The organism is Legionella genomosp. 1 (assembly GCF_900640215.1).
In the GTDB taxonomy this organism is placed as follows: domain Bacteria; phylum Pseudomonadota; class Gammaproteobacteria; order Legionellales; family Legionellaceae; genus Legionella_C; species Legionella_C quinlivanii_A.
On sequence record NZ_CAAAJH010000006.1, the window covers coordinates 1 to 12,847 of the forward strand.

Below are 12,847 nucleotides of genomic sequence, written 5' to 3' on the forward strand. Positions count from 1 at the left end.
TTTTCCGGTCGGTTTTGCTTCGTAAACAAATTTGATCATGAATTCGTATGCACTTCAATTCTTTTCTCGTCCTTATTGAGCAAACCTTAAAAACATAACTGCTCAATTAAATGACAGGATTCCTCAGCGCGAAGGCGGGGATTCCATCCCTGAGCTTGGTAATGCCAATGGAGAAATGGATTCCCGCCTTCGCGGGAATGACAAAATGTCCTTAACTTAGTGGCAGTGTCTCTCCCCTGAAGGGAAGACTTTTAGCTAATAGCTCCTGCTCAGGACTCATCGTGCAGTGCGTCGGTGGGCTTTTCAATAATACGATGTTTCATCGCAAGGAAGGTCAGCTCGACATCATTTTTAATGCCCAGCTTGTCAAACATGCGGTAACGATAACCATTAATAGTCTTGGTACTTAAAAATAAGCGGTCGGCAATATCCTGAACGGTCATACCACTGGTGATCATAAACATGACCTGCATTTCACGTTCAGAAAGCTGATCAAAAGGAGATTCCTGGTCAGCCTCAAGGCTGCTGATTGCCATTTTCTGAGCAATTTCAGTGCTTAAATATTTCTCACCCTTGGCTACTTTGCGAATTGCGGCAGCCATTTCTTCAGCACTGGATTCTTTTGTGACATACCCCATTGCACCCAATTGTAACACTCGTGAGGGCAATGGTTCAGCGCATAATGCCGTCACGGCAATAATTTTGACCTGCGGATTGGATTTTTTTAAACGACGGGTTACTTCCCAGCCATCAATGCCGGGCATTTTCATATCGAGCAAAATCACATCCGGTTTATGCAACTTGACCTGTGTTAACGCCTGTTCGCCGCTTTCTGCCTCCGCAACGACACTCATGTCAGGTAAATCTTCCAACAAACGGCGAATACCCATTCTAACGAACACATGGTCATCCACAATGAGTACTTTAATCAAACGATGCTCCTTGACCATTACGCCAATGAACACAAAAGGTCCACTGATATTAGCAAGACTGCACTGTCATTACAATGATAGCCAGTCAATAACCATTTCAATTTCCCTGTGCCCATTCATGACGCATACTATATAGTGTAGCGGAATTTAACAGGCCAGAATATGAATGCTTGGATTATTCGGATCCACAGGGAAAAGAGGAGGATATTCACCCAGTTCCCGCGCCCTGTTAATCAATTTGGAAATATCCTGAGTCACCAGCTCGTAAAGCTGCTCATAACTATCAATAACAAAATAAACTTTTTGTAACTGATCAATACGGTATGGCGTTCTAAACGCAGTAATAGGATTGAATATCACCCGCATCGGAATTTCGCTTTCCACGCTGTAAGCGGTTTCGCTGATTGAAGAGAGAATACCGCCGCCATATGCCCGCAGACCCTGGCGATTATTTATTAATCCAAATTCAACGGTAAACCAGAACAAGCGCTGCAGTAAAGGCCATTCATCCTCGGAAAAACCCAGCACCCGCTGGGCATAGTTGCACACAAAATCGGCGTAGACCGGATTAGTAAGCATAGGGCAATGACCAAAGAGTTCGTGAAAAATATCCGGCTCCTGAACATAATTCAACTCTTCCTCACAGCGGATAAAGGTAGCCGCGGGAAATTTCCTTTGTGCCAGCAACTCAAAAAACTCCCTCGCTGAAATAAGCGCCGCAACCGGTTCCACCTGCCAACCTGTTAACTCAAGCAATTTGCGGCTGATATGCGGTAATTGAGGAATTTTATCGGCAGACAGGCCCAACCGCTCGAGGCCGTTTAAAAATTCATCGCAAGCCCGATTAACCAAAATCGGCATTTGCCGCTCATAGAGCAATTGCCAGATTCGATGTTCCTCAGGGGAATAGTTGACCATGCCCTCTGAATCAGGCTTGTGAGAAACATAGCGGCTGACAAACTCCATAATTACCTCGTGGATATTAATTCTGATGACTAAATTATAGCGATTTGCAGGATTGTGCAAATAAAAATTAATCGTACAAATACTGGTCTGGCCATCAATTACTTCTTGCTCTCAATCAGCTTTACACAATAAAGTAATCAATCTTACTTATCGCGTAAGGACACGGAATGAGTGGCGGAGTCAGGTGTTCCCGGACTTTAACTCTTTAGCCTTTATCGTGAACTTGTCTTACAAAACCCGCAAAGCGGGCCATTCATTCGACTGCTTATCCACAGAATCTGTGGATAAGCTTGTGCATACCCTGTAAAACGTCCTCAAAACAAAGACCTGTGAGCTATTGCTTTAATTCTGACAGGCTGCATTATCAATGGCAGCGAGTTAATTTTTTATCAGGCTTGTGTTTACAGTAATTAAATCATGCTAAAATTAGCAACTTTGCACATGAAAAGCAGCATGGTTCAATCAGAACGGTATCAGCAGGCCAAACGCGTTACACTTCTTGGCGCATTAGTCAACGCAATGCTGGGTTTAATTAAATTAATCACCGGTTTTATCTGGCATTCCCATGCGCTGGTTGCAGATGGCGTACACTCTTTTTCAGACTTATTCACCGACGGTCTGGTTCTCTTTGCTTCGCGATATGGCAGTCTGGATGCAGATGACAGCCATCCTTATGGGCATCAGCGCATTGAAACTGCCGCCACTTTACTGTTGTCGCTGCTGCTGGTACTCGCAGGAAGCGGCATTGCCTGGGATTCTATTGACGAGCTGATGAACGCCAGCCACACCCGACCTGGCTGGCTTGCCCTGCCGGTTGCCTTAATCTCTATTCTGTTGAATGAACTCCTCTTTCATTACACCCGTCATGTGGGCAAGCGCATTAAATCAGAGCTGATTATTGCCAATGCCTGGCATCATCGTTCAGACGCCGCCTCTTCCGTCGTGGTGGCATTAGGATTAGTCGCCAGCCTTTCGGGGTTTATTTATTTTGATGCAATCGCTGCCATCATTGTGGGATTAATGATTATCAAAATGGGACTTGAATACGGTTGGAACAGTGTGAAAGAGCTGGTTGACACCGCGGTTGACGCCGAAACCCTGCAGGCAATTGAAGCGATTATTCAGCAAGTGGATGGTGTGGATAAAATTCATCAGTTGCGCAGCCGATTTATGGGCGGCGATATCCTAATCGATGTGCATATCCTTGTCTCCCCGTTTATATCAGTCTCTGAAGGACATTATATTGCCCAACATGTTCATCAGGCATTAGTGAATAAACTCGAAAGAGTAAAAGATGTTATTGTTCATGTGGATCCGGAAGATGATGAGGTCACTTGCCCGTCCTTGCATCTTCCCAGCCGAAAAAAATTGCAGGAAATGTTAATTACCCCATGGCAGCAGCAATTTCCTGAACTGGAGAGATGCACCATTCATTATCTTGACGGCTATATTTATCTTGATTTACAGATTAAATCCTCATCACTCTCTTCATCGCTTCAGGAAACCATTACCAGTGATCTCGCAGATTATCCTGAAATTAAACGCGTTACTATCCTGAATCTGAACCAGAGTATTGAAAATGGGGCTTGTTGAATTGGCTAGAAAACACTTGCCAAACAGAGTATGGAAAAATATCATTCCTGCATCTTTCAGGCCCAGGCATATTATTAAACAGTATCCCACCTAAGGAAATCCATGATTGTCACTGCAGCTACATTAAAGCTGATATTTGCCGTTGCCATTGTTGCGGTTATTTTATTAGCAGGTTGGTTACCTTTTAAGAAGCGGATTGAAAACGAAGAACACCTGGACTTCCCTATAGGAGAAACACTGGCTACCGGTGTTTTTCTGGGTGCTGCATTAATGCATATGCTGCCTGAAGCAAATCATGCCTTTATGGAACGAGGCTATCATTATCCTTTTGCTTTTATCATTACCGGCCTGGTTTTCCTGGTGTTTTTGTGGTTTGAACATTTGGGCAAGGAACTGTACCAGCATCATAATCACCGCCATCCGGCTTTCGCCATCTTAGCCTGGGCGATGTTGTCGGTTCATTCGCTGATGTTAGGCACAGCACTGGGCTTAAGCCACAGTAATTCAGTAGTGATTATGCTCTTCCTGGCTATTATTACCCATAAATGGGCTGAAAGTTTTGCAATCGCTGTACAACTTAACAAAAGCAGTCTCAGTCATACCAAAAGCCTGCTCTTTTTTCTATCCTTTAGCCTGATGACGCCGCTGGGTATTTTTCTCGGCTGGTATTTTGGAAGAGGACTTGAGACCAATTCCCTTTTTGACTCCATACTGATCTCAGCTTCAGCCGGTACGTTTCTTTATCTGGGAACCTTGCATGGACTGGAGCGCTGTGTAATGGTGGAGCGCTGCTGTAATCTTCGCGATTTCAGTTTTGTAATCATTGGTTTTCTATTAATGGCTTCGGTGGCGGTTTATGTATAATTTCCCCCATCAAAAACCGATTATTCTGGCATCCGGTTCAAGGGCCCGTCAGGAACTTTTGCGATCACTGGGCCTTGATTTCAAGGTAATTCCCTCCAATTGCGATGAAGAGGAAATCAAACAATCATTCCCTTTCCAGGATTTTATAGAGCTGGCCCGTCAATTGGCTCGCTCTAAAGCGCTGTCTGTGAGTGAGGCGAACCCATCCTCTTATGTGATTGCTGCAGATCAACTCTGTGTATTGGGGCAGCAGATTCTGGATAAACCGGGAGGCCATGAAACCGCGGTTATCCACCTTAAACTGTTAAGAGGGAAACAGCATAGTCAGATTTCGGCCTGCTGTATTGCTTTTGCTGGAAAAATTATCTGGGAGGCTCAGGATAGCGCTTTGCTGACTATAAAAAACTTAAGTGAGCAAGCCATTCAAAATTATCTTCAACATGATAAGCCCTATCAAAGCTGCGGCGCTTATCATTATGAGGGAAGGGCCAAATGGCTCTTTAGTGAAGTCATCGGCAGTGATAGTACAATTCAGGGGCTGCCTCTGATGGCATTGACTAATGCATTAATTGATTTGGGGATTGTTTCACTGGATTAGCTGCCATTAAGCTGAAATTTCTATTAAACTGTCCTCCCCGCGAAGGCGAGGATCTATCTCTGAGCTAGCTATAATGCCTATTGAGGAATGGATTCCCGCATTCGCGGGAATGACAAATTCCTTAGCTTAGTGGCCGTGCTGTCGCAGGGAAGAAGAGATAATTATTACTCTTTTGAATGACCAAATCCACCTGGATTCCAGGGAATATTATCAAAGAATGCATCCACATGCGTCATTTTACCGGTCTGAATATTCTGCTTGTCTATGATCGCCAGCTTGTAGCTCACTTCATTGTTCTTGTAATGCGGAGAAGAAACCACGGCTACAAAATTCTGCTGCTTTCCAGACGCTGGCATCATGGCGAAGGCGACATTCGGCGGCACCTCTTTGAAATTATCTTTAATTGAATTATCGGTCCATAGCTTCAGAAACTCTGATAAACTTACCAGACCCGTTGAACGGACTGGTCTGTCTGAGAAGTAGCTCAGATAATCTGGAGGATTTTGCAAGGTCAGGGTATACGAACTGTCAGCATTTTTTACCAGCTGCGCCTGTGAGTCGCTCTGGAAAAACATGTAATTGGTCTGAGTTGAGGCCATTGCATAACTACTGACTACCAGACAAACAGTACCCAACAACTTTTTCATGATAACCTCTTAAATTAGCTCGATTCATATCCGCTACGATGAGTTAAATCGTCGTTATGCTCTTGCTTTACTACACTAGATGTTTCCAGGCTATGTCTGGCAAAAAACGGATAACGATTCTTGCCCTGCAAAGAAACATTTACCTCTGGCATATCCCTTATCTGCTTATAATCCGTCCTTATTGATTCATTATACTCTTTTTGACGCAAAGGTGAAGCAGGATTGTCATCAGAAATACATAAACCTTCGAGACTCAAATCTTCAATACTCTCATCTTCGAGAAGTGGCTCTGAAGTCAGTTGCTCTTCTTCATCACTGTCTAGGCTGATATCATCATCTGCATCATAGTAATCACTGTTCTCATCGGATTGATCTGCGTCCGCATCGTTATGTTGTTCAAATACTTCACTATTTGTGTTTTCGTCATCATCTGAAAAATCAGACATTGAAAATGTGATCAATTCCTGGCTTTCGATATCATTTTCATCTTCAATTTCTTCAACCCGCACTGAAGGCTCTTTTTGACGGCGCTGTGCTAATTGCAACTGAAAATCGATAAGTGCCACTGCAGACAGTAAACCCATTAAGAAAGAGCTACCAGCCAGATCCCCGTCAAACAGACCATTAGTAACCTCATCATCATGAGCTGCGGCATAGATATCCAAAGGAAAATGGAAGAGAGCAGCAGCCAGTGAAGGATTCACACAAAGCACGGTCAATAGAAAGATTAAACTGTCGCTTAATATCGGATAGCCTTCTCTTGCCAGTGACTCACATAGACCTGTAATCGCAGTGAAAAGGATTATTGTAGTGGGAATAAATGAGTTTAAGGCTAATTGTCCCTGCTGAATCAGTACATCCAGAACTCCTGTGAAAGCAGTTCCTCCACGCCAGAAACTGGCTGCGTGTCGAGAAAAACTACGTTCATTGCCCTCACCCAGAACACGGTAATATTCATTACTAGTTGAAATCAGCGTGGGTATGAGAGCCAAAGCCGGCGCAATAATCTTGCCAAAGCTATCGTTATATAAGCTCAATCCCCCGATATCCATAGCCACGGTGGTGATCATGGTCCATGCAAAGCCGAAGTCAGCCAGAAATCCGCCTACTGCGTAGTCCATAAAGAATGTGCCTTTATGCAGGGATTTCAGGAATTTATTTTCGGGATATCGTTTGGCAAGCGCTTCTACAACCTCGTTACTAAGTGAAATGCCCGCACCCACAGCCATGGGCGCAATCAGCCACGAACCTGGATGATAATAAATCGCCACCAAGCCTAAAGTCGAAACCCAATTCGCTGCGCCTTCAGGAACGGAAGCCACCAACCGGATGCCGGTTTTGAATTTTTCGATTGATGAAGGCGGCTCTATGGCATTTGGATTAGCAGGAAGTAAAGGGATATTTTCCAGGTTTGGCATAACACTTCCAAAATGAATATTTACAATTAAACACAGTGGATTAATATTTTACACGTAAAGACTTAAGAAAAGCTTAAGCTTCGGGCACTGAACCGTGAATCAGAGCTTTGGGTTCAGCGAACAAGTCGGCGTTGTTCTGAATGAAGATTAATGCACAAATCCGTCTTTGCGAACGAATGTGAAGCAATCCAGCTTCTAACTTTGTTCAAGGTTCGATCTGGGTTGCTTCACATTCGTTCGCAAAGACGACAAGTTAGTTAATTCGTTATAGTTACTCAACACCAAACAAGTAGCGGGTGTTAGGAAAGCAAATCTAGAGACGTAGGGAAAAAGCTCAAATTTTGACATTATTCATTGTTTTCAATAAATAAATTAGCCAAGTTTCTATCTATATACTAAGCTAGAAAATGATAACTTCACTCAACGGAGCATGCCATGACCTTTCGATCCATGAAGTCACTATTAACAGTTGTAGTTGTAAGTTGTTTGCCGGCCATTGGTTTTAGCGACGATACAAAAACGGATGCAAAAACCGAGGCGCCCACGTTCCAGTCAACCTGCGTTAATGCCTGGATGGGCCGAAATACGGAAATAACTGATAAAATGGATTTTAAAAATTTTGGTGAAAAATATTGTAAATGTGCGGAAACCCAACAACCTCTTGACACCCAGGAAGCGATTAATAAAGCCGCTCAAGTATGTATGTCACGCACCATATTGCAAGATGCAATGGACAATGTAGAGGAAAATGTAGGCCTGGATAAAGTAACCAGTAAAGATATCGATGACAGCTGTCACAATCGCTGGCTGCTTGTTTATCCCAAAATGGATGAAAATGATAAGAAAATTGCGACATCCTATTGCGATTGCGCAGATCCCAAGTTAGTTGATTTAAGTAAAAACTCCGAAAAAATGACAGATGACGAGTATTATAAAGAAATTTACAAAATCGCTGCGACTTGTTCAGGAAAAGAAGGTAAATAGTTTAAACTGAGTCAGGGCGTGATGCTAACTTTCAGGGAGAGATCTCCTCTAGCTAGGTTCTGTGAACCAATTTTAATTGTGGCTGCAAATGCGGCTAACTGGTGCCAATATGTCTTTGAATTCGTTAAATAGGACTCGCTATTCGCCTCATTCAAAAACATATTGGCACTCAATTATCCGCATTTTCGCTCACAATAAAATTGGTTCACAGAACCTAAGAGATCTCAAGCTTTTACGAGGATTGCGGGAGTAGTACGATGGGCCACAAAGATAAATGTGAGGATGCAAGTTGCCACCATAAAGGTCCTTTATGTCGAATTAATAAACCATCCCATTTAACCGATGCACGGCAGCATTATGATCGAATAGCCTGTATATTTCAGGGTGGTGGCGCATTAGGCGCTTATCAGGTAGGAGCCTTTCGTGCAATCCATGAAAAGGGTTACCAGCCCAATTTTCTGGCAGGCGTATCGATTGGGGCTATTAACAGTGCCATCATTGCCGGCAATCCCCCGGAAAAGCAGCTTGAAAAATTAATGGCATTCTGGGACAAAATTGTTCCCGCCCTGTGGACTGATTCTTTTTTTGCGCATGAGATGCCAGATTATCTGCACCATTTTCATAATCGTATGGGCGCTTTGCATACAGTATTTTTCGGCCTGGATGGTTTTTTTAAACCACGTCCATTACCCCCGCATGCTTTTTCAAATAATACGCCGGATAATTTAAGTTATTATGATACCTCCTACTTACGTGAGACTTTGGAAGAATTGATTGATTTCGATCGTATTAATGATAAAAAAATAACTTTATGCCTTGGGGCTGTGGATATTGCCTCTGGTGAAATGGAGTTTTTTAACAATCAGAAGACGGAAATAACAGTTGACCATGTCATGGCCAGCGGTGCTTTACCTCCCGGCTTCCCAGCTGTTAAAATAGGAGATAATTACTATTGGGATGGCGGAATTTATGCCAACACTCCATTAGTAACCGTATTGGATGCCCTGCCCGAGCAGGATACCCTTTGCTTTGTAGTGGACTGTTTCAGCTTACGAGGCAATTTGCCGCGAACAATGGATGAGATGGAAGAACGTCAAAAAGATATCCGTTACGCCAGTCATTCCCGACGTTTGACCAACGTGTACACCAGCCGTCAGAATTTACAGGCAGCTATTCAATATCTTAGTGATAAATTAACCCCGGAAGCGATGCAGGATCCCGAAGTACAAAAAATTCTCGAGCTAGGTCATAGCAAACATTTCAGTGTGGTGCATATCATTTATCGAGGAACGGCCTTTGCGCATTCATTCAAAGATTACAATTTTATTCGCTCCGCTATTGATCATCGAATGAATACGGGCTATCAGAATGCTCTGGACGTTCTGGTTAAGCCGGATTGGGAAAGAAAATCAGACAAAGCTTTAGCCTGCTCCATCTATGGCGTGCCCTCTGATTATTTTGAACAACATTAAAAGCATAGTCTCAACTTAAGAGAATGCCCCTCTCTCTAACTCTCTCCCTGAGGGGGAGAGGACTTGAGTAAGTATTATCCAATAACCGGCGCCGCCTGTTTTGTCAATGCGTCAACCGCGTCCAGCAAATCGTCGATTCGTTTGCAGGATGATCCAGTATCATTTTTAAAAAAACCATGTCTCTTCGGAGAAGCTGAGTCAGCCGTCTTCTGTGCGGCCTCAGAAACAGACTTCCCGGTCTTGAATTCCGATGTTTTACATTGAGCGAGTTCGGATTTAAACTGCTCAATGTTGACTGCATTGCATAGGCCAGCAAGAACAGTGAACAATCGATCTTTTTGCTGTTTTGGGAAATTGACCTCTTTTTCATTGAATAATTTGTCCGCCTGTTTTAACAGATCAGCAAAAATAGGACCTTCTTTGATATGCGTCAAATCGGTATCAAGCCTTGAAATTCTGGCGCTGTGGTTTTTTATGTTTTCCCACATGCTACTGCTGTAACTGCGGCTTTTTACTGGTGCTTCCCTTTTCTCCTCACTGGGCATCACAGGCTTTTTATCAGGAACTGCTGAAACTGACGGTCCGAAGTCCGGCAGCGTATCAGCCAGAGGAACTGTGCGCATCGCTTTTCTCTGTAAGGCTATAATCCCCTCCTCCTGCTCTATGGCATGAGAAGCAATAGCGGACTCAATTTGCTCGGCCATTTCCTTTTGAGAGGTATGTAAATAAGACAGTATTTCAGCTCCCGATTTCTTCAGATACTTTCTTAAAAAATCTTCCGCTTTTTCTATGCCAGCGACATTATTGGTAAATTCTATGCTACGGGTACCAAAATTCGCATCAAAATATTTTAAAACGATGGATTTATCTTTGTGCTGGATACGTAAACCCATTGTATGAGCGACTTCCTCTCCATAGTAAAAGAATTGCATGCGATCTTTTTGCGGATTGGCCAGGATATCCCTTACAATAGTATGAGCAATGGATTTCTGCGTCGAGCTGCCTGCTTTGAAATTGGCCTCAGGCAAATCATCAGGCCGCAATCTCCATTGCGCTCGCTGTAAAGCCGCAATTCTTCTCACCATTGGCATATTGCTATAATCACTTTGGTTGGCAGTCAATTTCCGAAATTGCTTAACGAATTTATCCGTTATTAGCCACAGACCGGTAATACCGTAGCATTCTCCGCCCTTATTCACGAAGCCTTTTTTATCCCCTGCAATCAAAGTACCCTGGTTAAAATTCCGATGATTGACGGAAATTAAGTTACTTAATTGGGTTAAGGGATTGGAGTGGCTGATCTTTTGCTCTTTTAGCATCGGCGGATACGATTTAAAATCAATAAACTTTTGAAATCGCTTTTCAAGCGCTGGCTCCTTAATCATCGCTTTCATAGATAATCCATGAAATTCAAGACTTGCAGCACAAAGTTTCACATAATCATAGGGATTTATATGGCGTAGAAAATACTGTACCTCTTCGATAGAAAAAGGAATCGTACTAAAATTAGTTGCCATTTGCAGATAATGCTCATCGGAGGCTCTGGCCCAGGCACGCTCATTGCTCCAAAGCTCAAGAAAAAGAAACCGGCTGAAATCAGGACCATATTGCGCTAACTTGTCAAATATTTCTTCTGGATCTTCATTTTGCTCACGAAATGAACTCCATAATGCCAGAATGTCCACCCGCAGGAGCACATTCATTACAACTTTTGGTTCTTCCTGGCTTAAATTATTCAGTGCAATGAGAGGATGCTCGTTTTCAAGATTCATCACCAGCTCATTTACTTTGTCATTCTGTTCAGAGGTCAGGTCTTTATAGGGATTTAGAAATGCAAAAGGGGTGAGGACACTGCGAGGAGGCATATTAATTGTCCAAATAGTACATATAACGAATTATTAGTATAAAGCCTCTCTATTTGCAAATTACTAAAACCCATGTCAGCCTTTCTTACATCTTTTGCAATACCTCCTGCAGATGTTTGACAGGTTCTACTTCGAGGCCCATTGCCTGTTTCGGTGCATTGGCAAAAGGAACAATAGCCCGTTTAAAGCCATGCTTGGCAGCTTCCCTCAGACGCTCCTGCCCGCTTTGTACCGGGCGGATTTCGCCTGCCAGACCCACCTCGCCAAAAATTATTGTCTCACGATCAAAGACCTGGTTTCTTAAACTCGAAACCACAGCGGCAAGCAAAGCCAGATCACTGCCGGTTTCAGTCACTTTCACGCCGCCCACCACATTAATAAACACATCCTGATCAAAAGTAGCCACTCCGCCATGACGATGTAAAACGGCTAATAAAATGGCCAGACGATTATGTTCAAGACCCGCCGTAACCCGTTTTGGCTGCTGTCCATGCGCTTCATCAACCAAAGCCTGCACCTCAACTAACATAGGACGAGATCCCTCCCAGGTAACCATCACTGCGCTGCCGGGTGTCGGTTCTGGTTGACGGGACAGAAATATTGCAGAAGGATTGGCAACTTCTTTTAGTCCGCGATCAGTCATCGCAAAAACACCTAGCTCATTCACCGCTCCAAAACGATTTTTTATCGCGCGAATTACTCGAAACCGGCTATCACTCTGACCTTCAAAATACAAGACACTGTCCACCATGTGTTCAAGAACCCGTGGGCCTGCCAGAGCGCCCTCCTTGGTGACATGGCCCACAAGAAATACCGCAGTTTGTGAGCTTTTTGCAAAACGAACCAACTGTGCAGCCGATTCACGGACCTGCCCTACTCCACCCGGTGCGGAAGAGATGCTATCGGTAAAGATAGTTTGTATCGAATCAATGACCACTACGCGTGGCTTTTCAGTCTGAGTATGGCTTATAATGGTTTCCACATGGGTTTCGGCCAGCAAGCGAAGACCATCCAGAGGCAACTGCAGGCGCTTTGCGCGCATGGCGACCTGCTGTAATGATTCTTCACCCGTTACATAGAGGACCGATTGCTCTTTGGAAAGATTCGCCAGAGTCTGAAGCAAAAGAGTCGATTTACCGATACCGGGATCACCTCCGATTAGCACTACCGAACCATCCACCAATCCTCCGCCTAGAACGCGATTGAGCTCCGATAAGCCGCAGTCCATACGTACTTCATGATTGATAATAACATCTTCAACAGAAGTGACGATTGATTTCTGATTTGCGTAATTACCAATGCGCAGATTCTTCACCGGTGCAATACTTTCTTCAATCACTGAATTCCAGGCACCACACTGTGTACACTGACCTGACCATTGGGAAAAACTGGCTGCGCATTGACTGCAACTGTAACGGATTTTAGCTTTCATTTATTCTTTGCTTCTTTTTGCATAATGTAACAAACTGGGTAATCTTATCCTGAAAATCTAATCGAGGCTATGTCGA

The 12,847-nt window shown here is 43.7% G+C and carries 11 protein-coding genes; 5 read left to right on the forward strand and 6 right to left on the reverse strand.

Features of this window, described 5'->3' with window-relative positions; translation table 11 throughout:
- Nucleotides 1–269: 269 nt before the first annotated feature.
- Together letA and phhA are read right to left on the reverse strand one after the other, a co-directional pair.
- Nucleotides 270–932, reverse strand: a complete 663-nt coding sequence (gene letA / locus E1O89_RS07445; RefSeq protein ID WP_058506407.1) for a two-component system response regulator LetA — start codon at nt 930–932, stop codon at nt 270–272.
- Between the two features lie 147 nt (nt 933–1,079).
- On the reverse strand, nt 1,080–1,898 hold the full coding sequence (phhA, locus tag E1O89_RS07450) for a phenylalanine 4-monooxygenase (protein ID WP_133139624.1): 819 nt from the start codon (nt 1,896–1,898) through the stop codon (nt 1,080–1,082).
- A 453-nt stretch (nt 1,899–2,351) separates the two neighbouring features.
- Here phhA and E1O89_RS07455 point away from each other — a divergent pair, with 453 nt between their 5' ends.
- The 3 genes from E1O89_RS07455 (at nt 2,352) to E1O89_RS07465 (ending at nt 4,953) form a co-directional block, all read left to right on the forward strand.
- Nucleotides 2,352–3,491, forward strand: a complete 1,140-nt coding sequence (locus tag E1O89_RS07455) for a cation diffusion facilitator family transporter (RefSeq protein WP_133139752.1) — start codon at nt 2,352–2,354, stop codon at nt 3,489–3,491.
- A gap of 102 nt (nt 3,492–3,593) precedes the next feature.
- The gene (locus tag E1O89_RS07460; RefSeq protein ID WP_407927342.1) at nt 3,594–4,355 is read left to right on the forward strand and encodes a ZIP family metal transporter; all 762 of its coding nucleotides are present in this window, start codon (nt 3,594–3,596) and stop codon (nt 4,353–4,355) included.
- The gene (locus E1O89_RS07465; protein ID WP_133139625.1) at nt 4,348–4,953 is read left to right on the forward strand and encodes a Maf family protein; all 606 of its coding nucleotides are present in this window, start codon (nt 4,348–4,350) and stop codon (nt 4,951–4,953) included. The genes E1O89_RS07460 and E1O89_RS07465 overlap by 8 nt, the downstream gene beginning before the upstream one ends.
- A gap of 164 nt (nt 4,954–5,117) precedes the next feature.
- On the opposite strand, the gene E1O89_RS07470 is transcribed toward E1O89_RS07465, so the two are convergent.
- Together E1O89_RS07470 and E1O89_RS07475 are read right to left on the reverse strand one after the other, a co-directional pair.
- Nucleotides 5,118–5,600 (reverse strand): hypothetical protein, encoded by a 483-nt coding sequence (locus E1O89_RS07470; RefSeq protein ID WP_133139626.1) that lies wholly within the window; start codon nt 5,598–5,600, stop codon nt 5,118–5,120.
- Nucleotides 5,601–5,614: 14 nt separating this feature from the next.
- The gene (locus E1O89_RS07475) at nt 5,615–7,018 is read right to left on the reverse strand and encodes a hypothetical protein (protein ID WP_133139627.1); all 1,404 of its coding nucleotides are present in this window, start codon (nt 7,016–7,018) and stop codon (nt 5,615–5,617) included.
- Between the two features lie 435 nt (nt 7,019–7,453).
- Between E1O89_RS07475 and E1O89_RS07480 the strand changes: the two genes are divergently transcribed.
- Nucleotides 7,454–8,002, forward strand: coding sequence for a hypothetical protein (locus tag E1O89_RS07480; RefSeq protein ID WP_112220681.1), 549 nt, complete (start codon nt 7,454–7,456; stop codon nt 8,000–8,002).
- Nucleotides 8,003–8,259: 257 nt separating this feature from the next.
- Entirely contained in the window at nt 8,260–9,474 is a 1,215-nt protein-coding gene (locus tag E1O89_RS07485; RefSeq protein WP_133139628.1) for a patatin-like phospholipase family protein, read from the forward strand.
- A 74-nt stretch (nt 9,475–9,548) separates the two neighbouring features.
- On the opposite strand, the gene E1O89_RS07490 is transcribed toward E1O89_RS07485, so the two are convergent.
- A complete protein-coding gene (locus tag E1O89_RS07490) occupies nt 9,549–11,339 on the reverse strand; it encodes a hypothetical protein (protein ID WP_133139629.1) in 1,791 nt (596 codons plus the stop codon).
- 85 nt (nt 11,340–11,424) lie between these two features.
- Entirely contained in the window at nt 11,425–12,771 is a 1,347-nt protein-coding gene (radA, locus tag E1O89_RS07495; protein ID WP_133139630.1) for a DNA repair protein RadA, read from the reverse strand.
- Nucleotides 12,772–12,847: the final 76 nt, after the last annotated feature.